The sequence below is a fragment of the Pseudomonas botevensis genome, from assembly GCF_019145475.1.
GTDB classification, from domain to species: domain Bacteria; phylum Pseudomonadota; class Gammaproteobacteria; order Pseudomonadales; family Pseudomonadaceae; genus Aquipseudomonas; species Aquipseudomonas botevensis.
Genome location: NZ_JAHTKI010000006.1, coordinates 200978 through 223997, shown reverse-complemented (window position 1 = coordinate 223997; position 23020 = coordinate 200978). Strand labels below are relative to the sequence as shown.

16 protein-coding genes, 1 other RNA gene and 1 pseudogene are annotated in these 23020 nt (G+C 55.5%); 7 read left to right on the top strand and 11 right to left on the bottom strand.

What is annotated here, in order from left to right:
- Nucleotides 1-314: 314 nt before the first annotated feature.
- From KVQ74_RS10920 to KVQ74_RS10890, 7 genes are all read left to right on the top strand, one after another.
- Complete coding sequence (locus KVQ74_RS10920) at nt 315-2042, top strand: class I SAM-dependent DNA methyltransferase (RefSeq protein ID WP_217831074.1); 1728 nt, start codon at nt 315-317, stop codon at nt 2040-2042.
- A complete protein-coding gene (locus tag KVQ74_RS10915) occupies nt 2032-3339 on the top strand; it encodes a restriction endonuclease subunit S (RefSeq protein ID WP_217831073.1) in 1308 nt (435 codons plus the stop codon). The genes KVQ74_RS10920 and KVQ74_RS10915 overlap by 11 nt, the downstream gene beginning before the upstream one ends.
- Nucleotide 3340: 1 nt before the next feature.
- Entirely contained in the window at nt 3341-4279 is a 939-nt protein-coding gene (locus KVQ74_RS10910; protein ID WP_217831072.1) for a COG2958 family protein, read from the top strand.
- Entirely contained in the window at nt 4276-5328 is a 1053-nt protein-coding gene (locus KVQ74_RS10905) for a PDDEXK nuclease domain-containing protein (protein ID WP_217831071.1), read from the top strand. The genes KVQ74_RS10910 and KVQ74_RS10905 overlap by 4 nt, the downstream gene beginning before the upstream one ends.
- On the top strand, nt 5325-8447 hold the full coding sequence (locus tag KVQ74_RS10900; RefSeq protein ID WP_217831070.1) for a type I restriction endonuclease subunit R: 3123 nt from the start codon (nt 5325-5327) through the stop codon (nt 8445-8447). Before KVQ74_RS10905 ends, KVQ74_RS10900 begins: the two co-directional genes overlap by 4 nt.
- A gap of 498 nt (nt 8448-8945) precedes the next feature.
- Nucleotides 8946-9530 (top strand): restriction endonuclease subunit S, encoded by a 585-nt coding sequence (locus tag KVQ74_RS10895; protein WP_217831069.1) that lies wholly within the window; start codon nt 8946-8948, stop codon nt 9528-9530.
- Nucleotides 9527-10909, top strand: a complete 1383-nt coding sequence (locus KVQ74_RS10890) for an HsdM family class I SAM-dependent methyltransferase (RefSeq protein ID WP_217831068.1) — start codon at nt 9527-9529, stop codon at nt 10907-10909. Before KVQ74_RS10895 ends, KVQ74_RS10890 begins: the two co-directional genes overlap by 4 nt.
- 113 nt (nt 10910-11022) lie before the next feature.
- Here KVQ74_RS10890 and KVQ74_RS29290 read toward each other — a convergent pair whose 3' ends face one another.
- The 11 genes and pseudogenes from KVQ74_RS29290 to KVQ74_RS10840 form a co-directional block, all read right to left on the bottom strand.
- Nucleotides 11023-11298: a hypothetical protein gene (locus KVQ74_RS29290; protein WP_225929946.1), complete on the bottom strand. Its 276-nt coding sequence runs from the start codon at nt 11296-11298 to the stop codon at nt 11023-11025.
- The gene (locus KVQ74_RS10885) at nt 11295-12275 is read right to left on the bottom strand and encodes an integrase domain-containing protein (RefSeq protein ID WP_217831067.1); all 981 of its coding nucleotides are present in this window, start codon (nt 12273-12275) and stop codon (nt 11295-11297) included. Before KVQ74_RS10885 ends, KVQ74_RS29290 begins: the two co-directional genes overlap by 4 nt.
- Entirely contained in the window at nt 12253-12612 is a 360-nt protein-coding gene (locus KVQ74_RS10880; protein WP_217831121.1) for a hypothetical protein, read from the bottom strand. The genes KVQ74_RS10885 and KVQ74_RS10880 overlap by 23 nt, the downstream gene beginning before the upstream one ends.
- Entirely contained in the window at nt 12596-13963 is a 1368-nt protein-coding gene (locus KVQ74_RS10875; RefSeq protein ID WP_217831066.1) for a YfjI family protein, read from the bottom strand. The genes KVQ74_RS10880 and KVQ74_RS10875 overlap by 17 nt, the downstream gene beginning before the upstream one ends.
- Nucleotides 13964-14868: 905 nt before the next feature.
- A pseudogene (locus tag KVQ74_RS10870) lies at nt 14869-16052 on the bottom strand (tyrosine-type recombinase/integrase).
- A gap of 186 nt (nt 16053-16238) precedes the next feature.
- Nucleotides 16239-16628: a transfer-messenger RNA gene (gene ssrA / locus KVQ74_RS10865) on the bottom strand.
- A gap of 96 nt (nt 16629-16724) precedes the next feature.
- Entirely contained in the window at nt 16725-17006 is a 282-nt protein-coding gene (locus KVQ74_RS10860; RefSeq protein WP_217831065.1) for a hypothetical protein, read from the bottom strand.
- A 129-nt stretch (nt 17007-17135) separates the two neighbouring features.
- The gene (locus KVQ74_RS10855) at nt 17136-19946 is read right to left on the bottom strand and encodes an FAD-binding and (Fe-S)-binding domain-containing protein (protein ID WP_217831064.1); all 2811 of its coding nucleotides are present in this window, start codon (nt 19944-19946) and stop codon (nt 17136-17138) included.
- Nucleotides 19943-20614: a LutC/YkgG family protein gene (locus KVQ74_RS10850; RefSeq protein WP_217831063.1), complete on the bottom strand. Its 672-nt coding sequence runs from the start codon at nt 20612-20614 to the stop codon at nt 19943-19945. The genes KVQ74_RS10855 and KVQ74_RS10850 overlap by 4 nt, the downstream gene beginning before the upstream one ends.
- On the bottom strand, nt 20614-22068 hold the full coding sequence (locus tag KVQ74_RS10845) for a LutB/LldF family L-lactate oxidation iron-sulfur protein (protein ID WP_217831062.1): 1455 nt from the start codon (nt 22066-22068) through the stop codon (nt 20614-20616). The genes KVQ74_RS10850 and KVQ74_RS10845 overlap by 1 nt, the downstream gene beginning before the upstream one ends.
- Nucleotides 22065-22889 (bottom strand): (Fe-S)-binding protein, encoded by an 825-nt coding sequence (locus KVQ74_RS10840; protein ID WP_217831061.1) that lies wholly within the window; start codon nt 22887-22889, stop codon nt 22065-22067. Before KVQ74_RS10840 ends, KVQ74_RS10845 begins: the two co-directional genes overlap by 4 nt.
- Between the last annotated feature and the right edge of the window lie 131 nt (nt 22890-23020).

Genomic DNA, 23020 nt, shown 5'->3' with positions numbered 1-23020 from the left:
CGGGGTAAGTTGAATTGATTCTGTAGGTTGTCGATTAATAATGTAAATATCAGTTCGATTTTCTTGGTTGGAATACCAATTGGAATACCGATTAGACCGCGGCGGGTTTTCTTGAGGCCTTGCAAGCTCGCTGGACTGACCCTGACTCGGGGTAATTCCTGCCTTGCAAGGTGGTACGCGTTCTCTTGGTCGTTACAACTCAGACGAAACGGGTGGTGACCCGTTATCATGCGGGCAATCTTCGCCTGAACCTCGGTGGTCGGGTTTTCAATTTTTACACGCAACTCATCTGCGTCAAATGTAGGAAGTAGTCCATGACAGATCAAAAGGGTGCCACCCCCAGCAGTCTTGCTGAAGAGGCGCTCAATCAGGCACGTGCTCGTTTTTCGTCGAGCGAAAGCCCTGTCACTCCAGAGCCTGATTCGGTAAAGAAAAAACCCGGCCGTAAGACGGCTGCCGTCTCCACCAGTAACACCCTGCAGGACCTGCAAAAAACGCTGTGGGCTACTGCTGACAAGATGCGCGCCAACATGGACGCCGCTGAGTACAAACACATCGTTCTCGGCCTGATCTTCCTCAAATACATATCTGACAGCTTTGCTGGGCGCCGCGTCGAGCTGGAACGTCGTTTTGCTGATCCCAGCGACGACTATTATTTGGATAGTGACGATGCTGAATTACTTGCTCAAGAGCTTGAGGAGCGCGACTTCTACAAAGAAGTGAATGTGTTCTGGGTTCCAGAAGTGGCACGTTGGGAGTCAATACGTGCTGCCGCGAAACAGGTAGATATCGGCAAACGTATCGATGAGGCCTTGTCTGCCATCGAGGCAGAAAACTCAAGCCTGAAAAACATCCTCGATAAGCGCTACGCTCGCGCCCAGCTACCTGACGGTAAACTGGGTGAGCTGGTCGACTTGATCTCTACTATTGGTTTTGGTGGTGATGCCAACCAGGCTCGCGATCTGCTCGGCCAGGTCTATGAATATTTCCTCGGCCAATTCGCCAGTGCCGAAGGCAAGAAAGGCGGGCAGTTCTACACCCCAGCTAGCATCGTAAACACCCTGGTGGCGGTACTCAACCCACACCACGGCAAGGTCTACGACCCTTGCTGCGGCTCGGGCGGTATGTTTGTACAGTCGGAAAAGTTTATCGAGGCCCACGGCGGTAAACTTGGCGACGTCTCCATCTACGGCCAGGAGTCCAACCCGACCACCTGGCGTCTGGCGGCGATGAACTTGGCCATTCGTGGTATCGACTTCAACCTCGGTCGTGAGCCTGCTGATACCTTTATTCGTAATCAACATTCAGACCTGCGTGCCGACTTTGTTCTGGCTAATCCGCCGTTCAATATCAGTGACTGGTGGCATGGCAGCCTAGAAGGCGATCCGCGCTGGACGTACGGCACACCACCGCAAGGCAATGCTAACTACGCCTGGCTGCAGCATATGTTGTTTCATCTCAAGTCCAGCGGCCGTGCTGGCATCGTCTTGGCTAACGGCTCGATGAGCTCCAGCCAGAACGGCGAAGGTGACATTCGAAAATCTATGGTCGAGGCCGACGTGGTGGAAGTGATGGTAGCGCTGCCCGGCCAGTTGTTCTTCAATACCCAGATTCCAGCGTGTCTGTGGTTCTTGACCAAACAGAAGCTCGCTCGCCCCGGCGAAGTGCTGTTTATCGATGCGCGCAAGCTCGGTAGCAACGTTAGCCGGGTACAGATCGAGCTGCTCGACGGCGATATCGAACGTATTGCCCAGACCGTTGCTAATTGGCGCGGTGTACCGTTGGATGTTGGCGGGGAGATCGCGGAATACGCAGATATCCCCGGCTTTTGCCGAAGCGTGACAATCGCTGAAATAGCGGAGCATGGCCATGTTCTCACTCCGGGCCGCTATGTCGGTGCCGAAGCCGTCGAGGACGACGACGAAGCCTTTGCCGATAAGATGCAGAGTCTCACCGCCTTGTTAAGGGAGCAGATGGTCAAAGGCGTGGAGCTCGATCAGGTAATCCGGCAGAAGCTGGGGGGATTGGGCTATGAGTTCTGAATGGCCCTTGGTGCGTCTTGCTGATCATGTAGTGTCTTCGCTCGGCAAGATGCTGGACGCAAAGAAAAATAAAGGTGCGTTTCAACCCTACCTTGGCAATAGCAATGTTCGATGGGGCAAGTTTGATATCTCAAGTTTGGCGGAGATGAGATTTGAGTCGCACGAGGATGAGCGCTATAGCCTGCGGCCTGGCGACTTAGTCGTTTGTGAGGGAGGAGAACCTGGGAGGTGCGCAATATGGACTGGCCCACCGGGTATCAAGATTCAGAAAGCCCTCCATCGGATCAGATCAAAAGAGACTTTAGACAACTACTATCTGTTCTATTGGTTTTGTCTCGCAGCAAGAACTGGTTACCTCGAGCCACATTTCACAGGAACAACTATCAAGCATCTAACCGGAAAGGCTATTGCAGCACTAGAGGTGCCCTTGCCTCCGCTTATTGCCCAGCGTGCCATGGTTGATGTGCTACGTAAACTCGACGATCGTATTTCCCTACTGGGTGAAACCAACGCCACCCTAGAGGCCATTGCTCAAGCGCTGTTCAAATCCTGGTTCGTTGATTTCGACCCAGTGCGTGCCAAGGCTGAAGGGTTTGAGCCAGAAGGCATGGATGCTGCTACCGCAGCGCTATTCCCCGACAGTTTTGAAGAGCCAGAGTTGGGACTAGTGCCTGTAGGATGGCGAACACTTCTGCTTGAGCACGCTTATGAAATCAATCCTTCGCGAAAGCTCAAGAAGGGTTGCGTGGCACCCTATCTCGATATGGCAAATGTCAGTACGCAAGGCCATGTTGTCAGCAACGTGGTTGAGAGGGAGATCGGCTCTGGAGCCAAATTTATCAACGGTGACACTTTGCTCGCCCGTATCACCCCGTGTCTCGAAAATGGAAAAACTGCGTTCGTCGATTTTTTGTTACTAGATCAAGTCGGTTGGGGCTCGACTGAATTTTTAGTCCTTCGCCCAAAAGCACCGTTACCTGTTTATCACGGATATTTATTGGCTCGCCATTCTGCGTTTCGTGAGTACGTAGTGCAAAGTATGTCTGGCACCAGTGGGCGGCAGCGTGTTCAGAATGATGTTCTTGGAAGGTACCCCGTAGTTATTCCCACGAAAGAGGTGGCGGATGCGTTTGAAGCTATCGTCAGCAGCATTCAGCAGAAAATTACGGCCAACCAAGACCAGGTTAAAACCCTTACTCAACTCCGCGATACTCTGCTACCGCGGCTAATCTCCGGCAAGTTGCGATTGCCGATAATGGAAGATGACATCGAAACCACTTTGTCGGAGATTCTCTAATATGGCACTTAACCTCCGTCAACGTGTCGTCGACCGCCTGCAAAGCTTGCCAAATACACAGCAAACCGCTCGTGAACTTGCTCAATGGGTTTTCGAGCAGTTCCCAGCGGAATGCGCAGTCAAGAAAGCAGCCAGCGCCAGTTACATCCAGACTGACAGTGATTTGGTACAGCAACTGGTCGCGGAGATTTCTGGTTCACGCCCACGCTGGCAGCAGATGCATCCTCAGTTGAAAACAACCGAAGGCCGGCCTCGTCATTATTACTGGTCGGAAATGGACGCCAACGCTGAGGTGGCGGCGGCTGAAGGGGTAGCCCTCGCCACGCCAGACCTACCTGAGCCCTCGCCGTTGCGTGAGCACGCACTTTACCCATTGCTGGCCGAATACCTGCTGACGGACGATCAGCGGGTATACGCCATGCGGATCAACGAAAAACGTTCGTCTAACCGTGCTGGCAGCGGTGGCAACGAATGGCTGCATCCCGATTTGGTAGGTCTGGAAAATCTGACAGCTGACTGGACGCTAGACCTGCGTGATTGCGTTCGTGTACTAGGCGAACGTCGTGCCCGGCTATGGTCCTTCGAAGTCAAACTGCTGCTTAATCGTTCGAATGCCCGCAAGAGCTTTTTCCAGGCCGTGTCCAACTCCTCCTGGGCGCATTTCGGCTACTTGGTAGCTGGCACCGTCGAGGGAGACGGCACGCTCAAAGAGTTACGGATGCTCGCCTCGGCCCACGGCATTGGCGTAATGCAGCTCGACGTAGAGAATCCTGCAGAAAGCCAAATCCTGATCCCCGCTCGCGAACGTGGCGAAATCGACTGGGATATGTGCAATCGATTGACTGAAGAGAACATCGACTTCGCCGAGTTCATCGGCCGTATACGTCGTTTTCACCAGACCGGTGAGGTGTCGGCCAAGGAGTGGGAGGCGAGTGAGTGACTAAAGAAACGATTTCCGCATTGCCCGAAGGCTACGTCGACTGGCTGATTCAACTTAAAGTCGATATTGCTCAATCTCGGCAACGTGCTGCACTGGCTGTCAACGCAGAGTTGGTGCAGCTGTATCATCGAATCGGAGCGGAGATCAGGCAACGTCAGCAGGTTAACGCTTGGGGCGCGAAAGTCATTGAGCGACTGGCGCGCGACCTTTCCGATGCCTTTCCCGATATCCGTGGTTTTTCCAGCCGTAACCTCAAGTACATGGCGTTTTTTGCTCAGCATTGCCCTAATGGTTTATTTGGGCAGCAGCCTGCTGCCCAATTGCCCTGGTTCCATGTGGTAACCCTACTGACCAAGCTGGCCAGCCCTGCCGAGCGTGAGTGGTATGCGCAGCAAACCGTCTTGCTCGGTTGGTCACGCAGCACGCTGGAGCAGAATATCAAGAACCGCTTGCAGCAACGTCAGGGCGCGGCAGTCACCAACTTTGTTGCACGTTTACCGGCTGCAGAGTCGGCGTTGGCTCACGAAACCCTGAAAGATCCCTACCTGTTCGACTTTCTTGGCTTGGGCGACGATGCTCACGAGCGTGATATTGAAGATGGACTGATCCGTCATATCACTCGTTTCTTGCTGGAGCTAGGCGCAGGCTTTGCTTTCGTCGGCCGCCAGTTTCGCCTGGATGTGGGCGGTGATGAGTTCTTCATTGATTTGCTGTTCTACCACACCCGCCTCAAGTGTTATGTGGTGGTAGAGCTCAAAGCAACGGCTTTCAAACCCGAACACGCTGGCCAGTTGAATTTCTATCTGGCGGCCGTGGATGCGCAGATTAAAGCTGAGGATGACAACCCCACCATCGGCCTGCTGCTGTGCAAACAGCAAAACCGCTTGGTGGCCGAGTACGCTTTGTCGGGCATCGAAAAACCCATCGGCGTTGCCGAATACCAATTGCTGCGCGACTTGCCCGAAACCCTGGGCCGAAATCTGCCGAGCATTGCCGAGATTGAGGCCGAATTGGCCGGTGATCTGAACACAGGAAGTGAGTTGGAATGACCGAAGACCAATTGGAGCAGGAGACCCTCGGCTGGCTGGCAGAGGTGGGGTATGCCCATTTGTATGGGCCGAATATCGCTCATGATGGCGAGCAACCTGAGCGTGAAAACTATCGCCAGGTGGTGCTTGCCGAGCGCCTGCGCAATGTCATGGCGAGGCTCAATCCAAAGGTCCCAGTAGCTGCGCGTGAAGATGCGTTAAAGCAGGTGCTAGAGTTGGGACTGCCGGTGCAGTTGTCGGCTAACCGCTTGTTCCATCGCCTGCTGGTCGGCGGTGTACCCGTGCAGTATCAAAAAGACGGTGAAACCCGAGGCGACTTCGTTCGCCTGATCGATTGGGCTGATGTGAAAGCCAATGACTGGGTGGCGGTCAATCAGTTCAGTATCCAGGGGCCGAAACACACTCGGCGTCCGGACATCATCTTGTTTGTTAACGGGCTGCCGTTGGTATTGCTCGAACTGAAAAATCCTGCAGATGTGAAGGCTGATCTGGGTAAAGCCTTTGATCAAATCCAGACCTATAAAGAGCAGATTCCGGACCTGTTCCAATACAACGAAGTCTTGGTGATTTCCGATGGTAGTGAGGCCCGTATGGGGTCGTTGTCGGCAGATCTTGAGCGCTTTATGAATTGGCGCACCATCGACGGCCAGGATCTCGACCCATTGGGGCAATTCAACGAGCTGGAGACATTGGTACGCGGTGCTCTGGTACCAGAGATGTTGCTCGACTACTTGCGTTACTTCGTTTTGTTCGAAGACGACGGCCGTCTGGTAAAGAAAATTGCCGGTTATCACCAATTCCACGCCGTTCGCGCTGCCATTCAGCAGGTAGTGACGGCATCGCGTCCCGGCGGTAGTCATAAGGGCGGGGTGGTCTGGCATACGCAAGGTTCGGGAAAAAGCATCACCATGACGTGTTTTGCGGCTCGGGTGATGCAGGAAGCGGCGATGGAAAACCCAACCATTGTGGTGATCACTGACCGCAACGATTTGGATGGTCAGTTATTCGGGGTGTTCTCGTTATCCCAGGATTTGCTGCGTGAGCAACCCGTCCAGGTGGAGTCACGTGGGGACTTGCGTGCGAAACTGGCCAACCGTCCTAGTGGCGGTATCGTGTTCGCGACCATCCAGAAGTTTATGCCTGGAGTCGATGAAGACAGCTTCCCGGTATTGTCCTTGCGGCCAAACATTGTTGTTATCGCCGATGAGGCTCATCGCACTCAATATGGTTTTAACGCTGAGCTGAAAGTACCTGCGGGGCTTCAGGTTGCTGAGAGCAAAGCGCGTTATCAGGTTGGTTTTGCTCATCACCTGCGCAACGCGCTGCCGAACGCCACTTTTGTCGCTTTCACTGGTACTCCAGTATCCGGTGAGGACCGCGACACGCGCTCGGTTTTTGGTGAGTACATTCACGTCTATGACATGCAGCAGGCCACTGAAGATGGGGCGACCGTCGCCATCTATTATGAGTCGCGCTTGGCCAAACTGTCGCTGAAAGAGAGCGAGCTACCTACGATCGACGATCAGGTCGACGAGTTGGCAGAAGATGAAGAAGACGATCAGCAGTCGCGACTGAAAAGCCGTTGGGCCGCGTTGGAAAAGGTCGTCGGGGCAGAACCACGGATTCGGAGCATTGCGTCGGATCTGATCACACACTTTGAGGCCCGTAATCTGGGTCTGGCCAGTATGGAGCAGATGCCCGGCAAAGCCATGGTGGTCGCCATGAGTCGCGAGATCTGTGTGCACCTGTACAACGAGATCATCGCTCGGTGTCCGGAGTGGCACGACGAGGATCCGGAGAAAGGTGCAATCAAGATCGTGATGACGGGCAGCGCATCGGATAAGGCCTTGCTGCGACCGCATATCTATTCTGGGCAGGTCAAAAAGCGCTTGGAGAAGCGTTTCAAAGATCCACTGGATCCCCTCAAACTCGTGATTGTCCGCGATATGTGGCTGACCGGGTTTGACGCACCGTGCGTCCATACCTTGTACGTGGACAAACCTATGAAGGGCCACAACCTGATGCAAGCCATTGCCCGGGTTAACCGTGTCTTTAAGGACAAGCAGGGCGGCCTGGTGGTGGACTACATCGGCATTGCCAACGAGCTGAAAACCGCGCTGAAGGAGTACACCGGCAGCAAAGGTAAAGGCCGGCCGACGGTGGATGCTTACGAGGCCTACTCGGTATTAGAGGAGAAACTCGACGTTCTGCGCAGCCTGCTACATGGCTTCGATTACGGTGAATTCCTCACGGGGGGACACAAACTACTGGCCGGCGCAGCTAACCATATCCTGGGAATGGAGGATGGCAAAAAGCGGTTTGCCGATAACGCGTTGGCCATGGGTAAAGCATTTACTTTGTGCTGCACGCTGGATGAGGCCAAAGTTGTTCGCGAAGAGGTGGCGTTCTTTCAGGCTATTAAAGTCATTCTGATCAAACGCGAAGTCAGTCAACAGAAAAAAACCGACGAAGAGCGCGAGTTAGCTATCCGACAGATCATCGGCAATGCAGTGGTCTCTGGTGATGTTGTGGATATTTTCGAGGCAGTGGGCCTGGAGAAACCCAACATCGGCTTGCTCGATGACGCGTTTCTCGCAGAGGTGCGCAACCTTCCAGAAAGAAACCTGGCAGTGGAGCTTCTGGAGCGATTGCTCGAAGGAGAAATCAAAAGCCGTTACAGCTCTAACCTGACTCAGGAGAAGAAATTCTCTGAGTTGTTGGGAAACGTCATCAAGCGCTACCAGAACCGTTCCATTGAAACGGCGCAGGTCATTGAAGAACTGATTGAGATGGCCAAAAAGTTCGCCCAGGCCAGCAAGCGCGGTGACGTGCTTGGGCTGAACGATGATGAGTTGGCGTTTTACGATGCCTTGGCGACTAACGAAGCTTCTGTGCGGGAGTTGGGCGATGAAATCCTGGCGAAAATTGCCCATGAGCTCACTGCTAGTCTGCGGGCCAATGTCAGTGTCGACTGGAGTAGTCGTGAAAGCGTTAGGGCTAAGCTGCGGATCTTGGTGCGGCGGATTTTGCGTAAATACAAGTATCCACCGGATAAGGCTGAGGATGCGGCGCAGATGATACTCGACCAGGCATCGAAGCTGTGTGAGGGGTGGCTCTAACAGGTGTTAAAAACGAGGAGTTTTTGCGAGCTAGATTCGTAAGGTCCTCATCCCCAGGTCTCTACGATCACGAAAAAACTGAGTGAATGGCCTCTCCTCGTCTATGGGATGCTCAGAGATGGTAGCTATCTAAGGACACTGGGTTGTAAGGGCTTTCCAAAAAAACACCGTGAGCACACAGCTCATGCGATCAATAGACCCCTAACTTTCATGTAGAACCTCTGAAAATCAATGCAGTACCGATGATACTGTTGACCTGCGAGCGGGGCTGGGGTATATTTTCTCGCATTGAGCAGTACTGTTGGTACTGCTTCGGTGTCATAAGGGGATCACAATGAAAAAAGCTAAGATCTTGGGTGTCATCATACCTTGGTTGTGTCTGCTTCAGAACTTCAACGTCTCCTACGAGCACACGGTGTTGGGATCTGGCGCAGGCTCCACGATGTACATTGAGGTAAACTCTCACTTAGAACAACCAATGAAAACGGGTAGACAACATTGAATATTAAAAAACTATCCGAAATTATGGAAGTCCGCGCAGGGCATACCTTCAGAGGTAAGGCAGAAGATGCCAGTCGCAGCGACGGGTATAAAGTAGTCCAGATAAAAGATATTCGCGAAGGAGGCGTCGACTTTTCTATTCTTCCTTTTGCGGCCGTAGAACCAGGTAAAGCAAAAAAAACATTGCGCTCTGATGATATTCTCATTCCTCTTCGTGGGAATCGAATAGAGGCCGTCTTGCTTGAGCTACCTAGTGATCAGTCTATTATTACTACGAATCAAGTAGCTATTCTGAGTGCGCCAGAGGTTGGTGTTAATTCGGGCTATATATGCTGGTATCTTAACTCTAGCGAGGGGCACTCCCAAATATCGCGTCTTAAAGCAGGTAGTGTCATCTCAAACGTGGGGCTAAAAGATTTATCAGATCTCTCAGTGCCGCTGCCAAATTTAGGCGCTCAGTTAAAGATAGCTAAAGCCTACAGAAACTGGATATGTCAAAAACAGGTCCTGGAATCACTTGCTAGAAACGGTGAAGAACTGCTAGATGCTTTCTGTGTTCAGGTTATGGGAGGCCAATCATGAGCAAGCTGAATCAATCGTACATAAGCGCGATAATTTCGGAACTGCGTTCAAATACAAATCTCGATACTCAAGAATACAAAGACTTTTTTGTTAGCGTTTTTTTTGTTTTTTTTATATCATCTCATCGGCGTGATCTCATAAGTAATGTCGATTCATCCTGTTTACAGCCAATGTCTACGGCTTGTAGAGAGGATTTTTTTTCTGAGCTTCTGTTAGCTGCTGAACGGGTTGATGTTTTTTATAATCGCGAGCTGGGTCTTACAGAAACCATAGAGCACTTAATAACACGTGCGGGAAAGGCAAATGCTTCCGACTTTAGGCAGGCTTGTATCAACCTCTACAGCGTAGTTTCAAGTAGTGAGTTTCCCTCTGTCGCTGGCGATTGCTTTGAGAAAATAATTCAGGATTTTTCAGAGGCAGAGGGAAAGAGGGCTGGCGAGGCGTATACCCCACGTGAGTTAGTGGAAATTATGGTTGAACTTGTCGAGCCAAAAGGAGGGGAAAGTGTATACGACCCTACCTGTGGGTCCGGTGGTTTCTTAATTTCGGCCAATAACAAAGCGTTGAAATCTGACAGTCGTACTCCCGTTCAGATCCACGGTAGAGAAATAAACTTATCAGCTGCGCGGATTGCAAGAATAAATTGCATTGTGCATGGAATTACTGATGGCGATATTCGTGTATCAGACTCCCTCCAAAGTCTGGAGGTTTCTGCTTACGATATAGTACTTGCTAATCCTCCGTTTTCACTTGCTACAGATAGCTATCAGAGAGGTAATATTTGCTCATATTTGGATTTCGGCTTGCCTCCTCCACGCAATGCTGACTTCGCTTTTTTGCAGATGATTATAAAATCTCTTAAGCCGGATGGGCGCGCTGCCGTGCTAGTTCCTAATGGCGTTCTTTTTCGAGGTGGGGTCGAAGAAGGCATTCGGACGAAAATTGTGCAGGCCGGAATCATCGAGGCTGTAATTTCTCTGCCTGGTGGAGTTATAAAATATACTGGGATACCAACGGCTATCTTGGTATTAAAAAATCCTGGGGTTAAAAATAAACCTGTTCTATTGATTGATGCGGCTGAAGCGGAAAAATATGTAGATGCTAGTCCTCCCGCACCGCTAAAGTCTCTATTTGACTCAGCTCTTGAAATATATAAAAAATTTGAAGAGGTTGAGGGTGTCTCTAAACTCGTAACGACGGAAGAGCTGGAGAGCAATAGCTACATTTTAAATATTTCAAGGTATGTGATAACTCAGCAAGTGCAAAAAATGGAACTTCCTGATTTGGCTAAAAAGCAGAGAGAGTTGGAGGCTCGTCTGGCGGAGCTGCAAAGGGAGTTCGGTGAGTTATTGGCTGAGCACGAAATTAGCACTCACTAGCTAGCGAAAGCATACAGCCAGCTCCGCGGTTTTCAAACATGGCACTAAAGTTAACTGCCTTGCGGCGTTGGCCTTAGATCCCTCGTTTTCTCATAATTTAAATTGACTGAATGTTAGGTTGGTACTCTGCGATTTTTTCTCAAACGCTTTCGGATTAATAGGACTGTGAGCTGATAATAATACCGCGAGGTGACAGAATGGCTTCTCAGATGCTGAGTGAGAAACCAGATCAGATGTTTACTCTGCCATGTCCAAGGATTATCTCGCTGCCATCTTTGGTTGATGGCGGCTTGCATTATTCTGGCTTGCCGTAGGTGCCGTTGCTGAGTGGTTTTCGAACCGGTCAGCAAACCGCTCAGGAACAGCTCCATATCGAAAGGCTTTGTCATGCTCGACCTCCAATGTAGGCCGACAGCACATCGACCCGGTTATGCCCGAGCTCAGCACTGATCCGTTGTCGTGCCCATCGATCAAGGTCGTGATCCATACGATAACAGTGACCACCATTGACCGGGGCGTCGTGGCCGGTGAGTTGCTCGTAACGTTTACAGGCATAGGCAGCTCGCAACTCATGAAACCCCTTCACCCCCTGCCTCTTTAGTAATTCGCGAGCGGGCCGCACCGTCTGCTGCAGAAAAGTCGCATAGCTTTCGCCTTGGGCCAGCAAGTTGCGGCTGCTGGCCGGTGAGGCGTGACAAGCCATTTGCAATGCCGCCTTCACCTCTTCATCGGCCGCTATCCATCGGGGCGCAGAGGCCCCGGATCTGCCACCTTTGGTCCCATCCTGAATATTGATGCGGCCTAAGTGTTTAGCCTCACGTTGCAAGCGTGGGAGGTCAGCCAGGATCGTTTCGCGCAAGCGCATGCCGGTTGCGCGGGCCAAGCAGATAATCGCAGCGACGCGGTGGTGGTGCTGTTCGCGAAGCGCTTCAATCACTCGACTCAGTTGTTGATGCTCTTGGCCATCCGGTGCGCGGGTGCGTACGCTTGATCGCTGCATGCCGAGTGCCTTACTCGGGCTGGCGATTTTCATGTACTGGTCGCCGCGTAGTGCTGCGAGGGTACGGTTTACGCTACTCAGGCGGTTCTGCGCGGTGGCGATGCAGATTTCACCTTGTTGGATTTGCTGACGCAGGTGCGTGGCGTAGCTGTGCAAGGTACTGCGATCTATCTGGCGGGCGTCGTTGTAACCTGGGCCGTCCGCTGATCGACACCACTTCACGAAAGCCTGCCAGCGATCACTGTGTGCTTTGACCGTAGCGAAGTGGCCGCCGCCAAACATATCTTTCAGCGCTTGTGGGCCGGCATAGCTGAGCTGACGGCCATAGCCAAAGTTGCGCCCGTCACGCCGGCCTACCAATGCCATCGGCTTCACCGTTTTCCGTGTCTTGCAGAAAGCGCAGCACCGCTTTCCAGTGGACGCTGACTTTGTGCATCTGGTGCCAATGTGTGGGGCAAATAATCAGGGCGTTTTGCTGATGCCGCAGCATTGCTCCCTCTTCGCGCAGTTGGTGGATCAGTTGGCCGATGTCGACAGGCCCTAAGGCGGGTGTGGCGACAGCGGCGACACTGGCGACAACCCGCGTAGTTGCTGGTCTGAAGCATGGCGACAAGGCGGCGACGGAAGTGGTGACGCTCCGCAACGCAGGTCGGGTCTGATGCTGCGCCTGGTAACGGCGCACCGCATCATTGAGGCGGAACATGGCGCACCTCGAAGGTCTTTCCGTCATGAGAGTCCAGCCAGCTATGTGAGATCAATTCGACCAGCAACGTAATGGCGTGATGGCTGCTTTTGCGGGCAAAGCGGGGGCCATTGCGATTGAGGTCGCGGACGGTAAATTGGGTCCAGCCTTTTTGTGTCAGCCAGCGCAGCAGTCGATCCGCCTCCTCGCGTAACGTGTTGATGGGCTCTTGCTCCGTCAGGCGCTGGATTTCGGCCAGGTAGTAATCCATCAGCGTCGAGGCGCGCTGGATATGGGGTTCGTCCACTGCATGCGCGTCTTCAATCACCGCCAATACCCCGGCGATACGCAGTACGTTGGCGGCTGCTTTCCCCGCGACGGATTGAACGCCGGACAGCTCGCCAAACTCACCAGATTGGCATTCAATGGTGTCGTGAATATCGATCCAGGCAGTGCGCGCTCTGGATGTCAGTTCCAGCCTGTCAGGGTTAAGTGAACCTTCCTTGTGCAACGACATCGGCTTATCCAGCAGATCGGTGATACGTGCTTGGTAACGCAGGATTTTGGCATCTCGCGTCAGGTCGACGGCCTTGTACAAGCGCCGCCCCACCAGGCGTTCGGGCCAACTGATCAGGCAGCGCCCAAGAATGCCTTGGCCATTGATCATTCGATCTGTGAGTAGCTGGTTGGCCAGGTAAGGTTGCAGCATCAGATGCAGACTGAGGCGACGATCATAAGCTCGCAGGCTTTCGCCAGGCATGGAGCGCGCCCGGTCGATGGGGCTGCCATCCCAGAGCGCTGACAGGGTGGTGATGGCCTTGAGTTGGTTCTCTTTGCTCATTGTGCTGCTGCCCAAAAACTGACCGCCCTCATCGTTGAATAACCCCATGCTGGGCAAGCCCAGGCATAGGTTTTTTATCAGTGCCTCAATGGTGGGCTCGGCGATGATCAACCTGGGCGGCACGGGGTCGGATAACTCACGAGCGTCGTGCTTTCCTCGAATGACGGCGCGATTGGCTTTCAGTTGCTCCAAGTACAGCATCCACTGCCGTTGCTCCCACTCACGCGCAGCCGCCAGCGCGAGATGATCCACTGCGCTTTTCCGATCACCCGACGATGCCACCGTCAGCATGTACAGGGACAACGGATAAACACGGTCATCGAGATGCACATTGGCGTGCGACTGGGCCACCAGGGCGGCAGTGGCCAGCACCGATTGCGCAGCCATGGCGCAGGGCACGCCGATCACCTCGGCCATGCGTTCGACGGCTGGTCCCAATATCTGTCCCAACGCTTCGACCGGATACGCCAGTGGCTCGGGCCGGTATTCCAGCAGCGGCCGGGGCAGGTCGAACGCTTCGCACAATTGCATCGTCATTCTCCTGGTGCTTCGAGTTTTTCCCTCACTCTCCCCGCCACGGTTGTTGAGTGTTATCAGGGATCAAGGCCCCTGCAGCCTGTGAGGGTTGTCCACTTACGCGGGACGGGCGGCTCTTTACGACCGAGAGCTTGGGCATCTCATGATCTGGCCTCCTGAGCACCGATAGCGGTGGGCGGGTGGAGGCTGCGTTGGCTGACGAGACCAGCGCCGCGAGATCCTGAGTCTGTTGCGGGCAGTAATGCAATGACCAGGGCGTGCCTGACTATCAGTCAGGTGCAGTCCATTCCGTGGGCTGCGGCACCATCATCTGCATTGCTGCTGCGGGTGACATCGGGGTTTGTCACGCCGATTGTCACAGTGACAAACGCTGCAATGTGTTGCCCGGCAAGGGCTGCGGCAGTGGTTTCGGCGCCCGTCTCTTTCCTGGAGAAAGAGACGGGCGTGGGCTGCCGCATTTGCACTGTGGATAAGTTGGCTTCGATCACGTTGGGCGTGACTGCGCGCCTAATTGGAAGCGAGCGCGCATGGCTGGGACCACCACTGTAGGGCGTAGCCTTAAAGATCCCTGGCTACCTGGGCAATGCTGTCGATGACAGCGCTCTACGGCTCTGGTGTAGCGCGTGCTCGGAGGGTGGTCAACCGTGTATGGGGTGGGGTTTTTAGGCGATGGATGTGTATGGAAGACGGTGGTTTTGAATGGACAGTAGGCCGTTCGTCGGTTTTTAAAGTGAGCCCCTGAGGACGGGAAGGCAAAGCCTTCCTGCCCTCAGGGGCTGGGCCTTAAAAGCTTGTGGGCGATGCAGATGGTGGCGACGGTCGCCGCTTTGTCGCCATGCGCAGGACCGCTAAATAAGTGGGTTGTCGCCAGTGTCGCCGCTGTCGCCAGTAGGAACTGATTAACGAAACGGGATGACGTTCCCGTTTTTGTTTTCATGAATGGCCGTCACCGACAAATTGCCGGTGGCGGCTTTTTGAATGTAGTCGCTCCACCAAGTCATCATCGGGCGTCTTCGCTCGATGTAGTCCGCTCGGTTGTACGCGCTTCGGACTTCGTCTTTGTCGACATGGGCGAGTGCGACTTCAATCAACTCCGGGTCCCATCCATGTTCGTTGAGGATGGTGCTGGCCATTGATCGCAGGCCGTGGCTGACCAACCGATCCTGGAAGCCCATACGCTTTAATGCCATGTTCGCGGTCTGGCTGTTTGCGTGTGTACGCGGATTTCGGTCGGCCGGAAATACATGTTCCCGGTGGCCGCTGTAGGGCTTGAGTGTCTCTAGCAGCGCGAGCGTCTGGTCGCTTAGGGGGATGGGGTGCGCACGGCGTTTTTTCATGCGCTCCTTTGGAATGGTCCAGATGCGTTTCTCGAAATCTATTTCTGCCCAGGTCGTCCCAGCAGCCTCGGCAGGGCGGGTCATTGTGTGCAGTTGCCATTCGATCAGGCAGCGGGTGATGCGTTTGATGCTGGCGTTGGCAATCGCCAGCATCAGGTCGGGTAGTTCTTCGGGAGGAAGTGCCGCCATGTTTTGTTTTTGCGGTTTCTTGAAGGCTGCCCGAATGCCACTGAGCGGGTTCGCAAAGACCAGCCCGCAGTTGACGCCGTAGGCCATGATTTCGTTGAGACGTTGGGAAAGTCGCTTGACCGTCTCCAGGCTGCCTTTGGCCTCGATCGGGCGTAGGAGCTTGATGATCATGGGGGCGGTGATGTCTGCGAGGGGGGGGCTTTGAGGCTGGGAAAAACATGCAGCGTGAGTGAGCGCCAGATGTCTTCGACGTAGGCCGTTGTGACGGAATGCTTTTTCAGTTCGAACCAGGCGGTGGCCACCTTCTCGAGTGTGTGTTCGGTCTTCGCCAGCTTGGCTTGCCTGAGCTCATCGCGGTGAGCCTTGGGGTCAATGCCTAGCGCCATATTGAGGCGGTTTTTGGTTACCGGCTCGCGGTAGTTGAAATTCCATATCATCGAGCCACTGGCTCTGACTCTGAGTTGAAGGCCGTCGCCGTCAGTGAGAACGAAGTCTTTTCCTGTTGCCTTGACTGCCTTGAGTTGGCGGTCTGAGAGGCGGGTTGCATTAGTAGGCATGAGAGCTACCTCCGACACCGTTTTGGTATCCCAAAAATAACACCGGTGGGTCCGGGATACCAAATGGGATACCAAAACGCCTGGAACTCTTAATGCGTCTGCGGAAGCCAATGGCTCTGAAGCCCGTGATTTCACTGGATCTCAGGCACAAAAAAAGACGTCCGTGGACGTCTTTAGATGTTGAAGTGGTGGAGCCGGGGGGATTTGAACCCCCGTCCGCCAGTGCTCCGCTGTCGGTACTACATGCGTAGCCGTGTCTATTGAGTTAACCCTCAGCGACCCGACGGGCAGGGTGCTTTGGGCGAGTTGTGTAAGTTTTAGCCGCTTCGTCCACAACGTACTGCACGGCGATTCTGTTCTATATGACAATCATTTCGGGTTTACAGACATCCCCTGATGATTGCTGGGCCCGAAGGCACCAGGAGTGCATGTCAGCTGCAATTAAGCAGCGAGAGCAGCACCGTATTGGTCGTCATTGGCAACTATAAGAAGTTGCAACAGTGGATTTACGAGTTCTGTTACCAACTCGGCATGCACCTAAAGTTTCGTCACCGGCGTCGAATCCTAATCGGCCCCGAACTCATTGCCCCGTACATCTCGTTGAGCAACAAGCCTGTGCAGTGTACGCCAAACGGCGGGCGAGGCCAACCCGAAGGTTGGCCGCACGCTCGGTCAGTTGTTCGTACCATTAGAGGTTTTTCTGATTTCCAGAATGGTTTGCTGGGTTTCCGCGACGCAATCATCGATCTTGCCTTCGGCTTTGAGTGACTTGGCCTTTTGCACACTGGCCGTCACGCGCGAATTGAGATCCGTCGACGTCTGATATTGCGCCTTGGCATTCTCGATGGTCTGAATATTGGCTTCGCACAGGCTGTCCGGCTTGCTTGCAGCAAACGAGGTGGAGGCCATCATCGAGGCAGTAACGAACAGACCTAACAGTACAGAACGTTTCATATGAATCTCCTTGAACTGAGGATCCAGACTTCGCTGGCCGTCAGGACGGGCAACCGAATGGAGGAAAAAGCCCCGATTTGTGGGGCTTGTTCTGTGGACTGCCGTCGTGCTCAAGGGTTCTATTTTTCTTCAGACGGCCTTTGCCCGGGTCACCCGATCCACCAGATAGACCAGCCCGTGGTAGTCGATGCCGCCATGTTGTGTCAGACCGATCTCACAAGTACGGCTGGTGGAAATCCCTTCGCTGCAATGCTGCACTGCGTCCTTGAGCGCACGCAGCGAGTGGCTGTTCAGCTCCGGGGTGGTGAAGCCCTTGTCGCCGGCAAAACCACAGCAGTGAATGCCCTCGGGGATCACCACGTTTTTGCTGCACTTGCGCGCCAGATCGATCAATGCCTGGCTTTCGCCCAAGTGTTGAGTGCTGCACGTCACATGCACGGCAATCGGTGCTTCCTGCGGTATGAAATCGAGTCGATCAAGCAGATGCGTACGGATAAAACGCACCGGGTCATACAGGTCCAGGCGAACATTTCCCACATCCTGCACCAGGCGCAAGGTGCAGGGGCTGGTGTCGCAATAGATCGGATCGATCCCGCCGCGACTGGCGTGTAATAAAGCGCTGATCAGTTCCTGGCGCTTGTGCTCGGCCTGTTCGGCGTAGCCTTTGGATGCGAACGGCTGGCCGCAGCAGAGGTTGTCCTGGTTCTCCGGAAAAACCACCTGATAGCCAGCCTTTTCCAGCAGGCCACGGGTTTTGTCGTACAGCGACATCTGCTCTTTGTCACCCGCCGCCGGCCCCATCACCCGCGAAACGCAGGCTGCCAGATACACCACGCGCGGACGCTCGTCCGCTATGCCGGGGCTGACGCGAATGGCTTTTTCCGGTTGCGGCATTGCGTTCGTCCATAGCGGCACCTGGCCTTTGGACAGACGCGTCAATGTCGCGGAAAGCTTCGCCAGACGCGGTGCCCCGAGCAGCATGCGCGCGCCGTTGGCCACATGCAGAGTGAAACGTGCGCCTTGCAGGGTCGTGGCGAAATTTCCTTCGATCCAGTTAGCGGTTTTCACATGGGTGGCGTGTCGGCCACGGAGCTTTTTCACCAGCTCGCCAGTGTTGATGCCTACAGGGCAACGTTGCGCGCACAAACCGGTCGCGGCGCAGGTGTCGATGCCTTGGTACTCGTAGGCTTTTTCCAGCTCGGAAGTGTCGATGCCGGCGCGTTTTCTGGCCTGAATGTCACGCCAGATCACGATGCGCTGACGCGGACTCAGGGTCAGGCCTTTCGACGGGCAGACCGGCTCGCAGAAACCGCACTCGATGCACTTATCCACAATCTCGTCGGCGGCCGGCAGCGGTTTCAGGTGTTTGAGGTGGATCTGCGGATCTTCGCTGAGTACCACATCCGGGTTGAGGATGCCGTTGGGGTCGAGCAGGCGTTTGAGCTGCCACATCAACTGATAGGCGTCGCTGCCCCATTCCAGTTCGACAAACGGCGCCATGTTGCGCCCGGTGCCATGCTCAGCCTTGAGCGAGCCGCCGAATTCCACGGCCACCAGTTGCGCCACGTCGTCCATGAACGCCTGATAGCGTGCGACTTCTTCCGCGCTGTTGAAGCCTTGGGTGAAGACGAAATGCAGATTGCCCTCCAGCGCGTGTCCGAAAAGGATTGCTTCGTCGTAGGCATGTTTGTCGAACAACGCAATCAGCCGGTTCACGCCGATTGCCAGTTGCTCCACCGGGAAGGTCACGTCTTCGATGATCACCGTGGTTCCGGTTTTGCGCACGGCGCCCACGGCGGGGAAGGTGTCCTTGCGGATCGCCCAGAGGCGCGCGTTCTCGACCGGGTTTTCGCTGAAGTCGACCTGCTTTTCCACCTGGAACTCACTGAGCGACGCCATGATGTGCGCCAGTTGTTCCTGTAGCAATGTGGAAGACGCGGCGCGGGATTCGATCAGCAGCGCGCAGGCATTGTTCGACAGGTGCTGTACGAAATCCGGCATGCCCGGTTTGTTCTGAACCGAGCGCAGGCTGCGCCGATCCAGCAGTTCGACCGCCGACACCGGTTGGCCTTTCAGCACCGTGACTGCGTTGCAGCAGGTTTCCACATCGGGGAACACGATCAGCGCCGAGGCCTTGTTCGGGTGATCGACTACGGTGTCGTAAGTGACCGCGCTGATGAAACCGAGGGTGCCTTCGGAGCCGACCAGCAAGTGGCTCAAGATATCCACAGGCTCATCGAAATCCACCAGGGCATTGAGTGACAGGCCGGTGGTATTTTTCAGACGGTATTTGTGGCGGATTCGTGCGGCCAGTTCGGCGTTGGCGCGGGTTTCGCGGCCCAGTGTCGCCAGACGCTCCAGCAACTCGCCGTGGCTTGTGCGAAACGCCGCGATACTGGCGGCGTCTTCGGTGTCGAGACGGGTGCCGTCGGCCAGCACCAGGCGAATGCCGGCCAGGGTGTGATAGGTGTTTTGTGCGGTGCCGCAGCACATGCCGCTGGCGTTGTTGGCGACGATGCCGCCGATCTTGCAGGCGTTGATCGAGGCCGGATCCGGGCCGATCTTGCGCCCGAATGGCGCAAGCCAGGCGTTGGCCTGAGCGCCGATCACCCCCGGTTGCAGACGAATCTGGGTGCCCTGGCCACGGATCTCCCGTGCGTTCCAGTTATCCCCAAGCACGATCAGCACCGAATCGCTGATGGCCTGCCCGGAAAGGCTGGTGCCGGCGGCGCGGAAGGTCACCGGGACGTGATCCCGTTGCGCCAGTTTCAGCAGTGTGACCACTTCGTCTTCGGACTCGACGCGGATCACCAGTTTCGGGATCAGTCGATAAAAACTGGCGTCGGTGCCGAACGCCAGAGTCGACAGTGGATCGTCGAAACGCCGCTCGGCAGGAATCAGGTTCTGCGCATCGCGCAGGAAAGTCGCCGGTAAGCTCATTGGTCCTCCAGGATCAATACCACCAGATCTTTCGGACCATGGGCGCCATAGGCCAGCACTTGTTCGATGTCAGCGGTTTTCGACGGGCCGGACACCAGCAAGGCGTTGGTCGGCATGCCTTGCGCCCACTCGAACTCCTGTTGCACCTGATAGAAGTTGTCGCGGATCTGACTGGCCTTGAGCAGGGCGAAATGCACCGTGGGCACCAGGCTCATGAGGCGTGGTTCTTCGCGGGTCGGCCAGAGAATCAGGCTACCGGTGGCGGCGATGGCACCGAGGGTGCCGGTGAGGCTGGCCGGGGTGTCGTTGAACAGTTCGGCTTTCCACTCTTCCATCGGCCGGTCATAGGACTTCAGCGTCGGCAGGTCGGGATTATTCGACCAGTGCTGTGCGATCTGCTGCCCGTGGGGCGTAGTCGGTGCGATCAATAGGCTAGGTAACTGACGGTCGCGCAGTAATTGTCCGAGCAGTACCGGCCAGTCTTCCGCAGTGCTCAAATGAATTTCGGTGTGTACCGCTTCCATCAGTTTGCGCAGTTGCGGAATGCGTTGTTCGGCGCTGTAGGTGTAGGGCTGGGTCACCAGCTCGACATCGAAGTTGTCGGCAATCGGCGTGGTGCCGGTCAGACTTTTGCGCAGCTTGCCTAGGATATTTTGCTTGGCGCTCATCAGCGGTCTCCCTGTTTGGCCAGATGCTCGCGGGCCATGTCGTGCAGTGAGCGGGCGGCGGGTTTCGGTGCGCTGTGGTTTTGCGTCCATGGGCCGACATTGTTGGGCGTCAGGGCGCGCAGGCGCGTGGCGCACAACACGAACAACCGGTACAAACGCGGCGAGCTGTTGAGCTTCGCCCAGGCGTTCCAGATGAAGCGCTCCTTGCGCGAATACTTGCTGCCCTGGCCGCGCATCACCTGATGCGGAGCGTCCGGCGCCTTGACGTTCTCTTCCCGCAGCCGGCGCAACAGGGCCGGGATCGGAATCTTCACCGGACAGACTTCACCACAGGCCCCGCATAACGACGACGCGCTCGGGTGATCCGGAACCTTCGCCAGACCGACCATGTGCGGGGTGATGATTTTTCCGATAGGCCCCGGGTAAACCTCCCCATAGGTGTGGCCGCCAATTCGGGTATAGACCGGGCAATGATTCATACACGCGCCGCAGCGGATGCAGTTCAGGGTCTGGCGCAGTTCGCTGTCGGCGAAGGCCTGGCTGCGACCGTTGTCGAGCAGCACCAGATGCACTTCCTGGGGGCCGTCGAGTTCATGTTCCTTGCGCGGACCGGAAATCATGTTGACGTAGGTGGTGATCGGAATGCCCAGCGCCGAGCGGGTCAGCAGCGACAACAGTGGCACCACGTCGCGCAGGTTTTCCACGACCTTTTCGATACCGGTGACGGCGATGTGGACCGGCGGCACGGTGGTGGTCATGCGCCCGTTGCCTTCGTTTTCCACCAGCAGCAGGGTGCCGGTTTCGGCCACGGCGAAGTTGACGCCGGAGACGCCGATGTCCGCTTCGAAGAATTTCTGCCGCAGGACCCTGCGACCGATCTGAATGAGTTGGTCAACGTCCTTGGTGTACTCCACGCCAAGTTTGTCGTGGAACAAGGACGCGACCTGACCGGCATTCTTGTGGATTGCCGGCATGATTATGTGAGAAGGCTTCTCGTGGTCGAGCTGGACGATGTACTCCCCCATGTCGGACTCCAGACATTCAATGTCCCGAGCCTCGAGGAAATGGTTCATCTCCATCTCTTCGCTGACCATCGATTTGCCCTTGATCACTTGCCGCGCCTCGTGAGCACGGATGATCGAAAGAACGATGCCATTGGCCTCGTCCACCGTTTCCGCCCAGTGCACTGTCACACCGTTGCGGGTCAGGTTCTGTTCCAGTTGCTCGAGCAGGTCGGGCAACTTGGAGAGCGCGCGGGCCTTGATCGCATTGCCCAGTGCGCGCAGGTGTTCTCGTTCATGGGCATCACTGAAAGCGGCTGCCCGCTTGGTCATCAGTGAGTCCATGGCCGTGCGGAAGTTGTTCCGCAACTGCTGGTCACCCAGGGCGTTGTGTGCCCGGGTGCGGAAATCTTCTTCTACGGCAACCGTAGGAATAATCGTGGAAGTGCTCATCGGGCACCTCCGGTACGCTGCCAGAGGAAACTGGCCAGATGCTGGCCGCGCAGCGCTTCCTTCTGTTTTTCCAGTGAGCCGTTGATGTTCATCAGGCAGCCGCAATCGGCACTGAGTACCTGATGCGCGCCGGATTCCTTCAACGCCCGGGTCTTGTCGGCCACCATTGCGCCGGAAATGTCTGGCATACGGACGCTGAATGTCCCACCGAAGCCACAGCATTCGCTTTCATGGTCGTGGTTGACCCGTTCCACGTTGCTCAACTGCGCCAACAACTCGCGGCCGTGCAGGTGGGTGTTCATTTCCCGCCGGGCCGAACACGAAGTGTGCAGCGCCACTTTGACCGGAGCGCCGCTGTCCTTGAGCTGCACCTTGCAGACAAACAACAGGAACTCGGCCAGTTCATAGGTTCGTGCCGCGAGGGCCTGAACCTGTTGCAACGTTTGCGGCTCGTCCTTGAACAGATCGGCGTAGTGCTCGCGGATCATGCCGGCGCAGGAACCTGACGGCACCACCACCGGCCAGTCACCGGCAAACAGCGCCAGTTGTGAGCGCGCCACCGTCCGTGCCTGCTCGGTGTAACCCGAGGTGTAGGCCGGTTGTCCGCAGCAACTCTGCCCTTGCGGGTAGTCGACCCGAATGCCCTCGCGCTCCAGCAGGTGGATCGCGTCCATCCCGGCTTCGGGGTAAAACAGGTCGACCACGCACGTCCCGAACAGATAGACCCGCGACGGCTTCTCGCTGGGGTATTGCCGGGGTTCGGGCAGTGGTGGTGCGACACGGGTCGCATTGGGCACGGCGTTGTAAAAAAGCTCGCTCATCAGGCGTGTCTCCGGGTTGTCCCGGTTATCCGTCCGCTGAGGCTGCTGAATATAGAGAAAATGGCTTTCAGCAGCCTTACAGACCAGGTTGTGAATTGCTGACGCCGGAATCTCCCTCAGGCGTCGGTTAT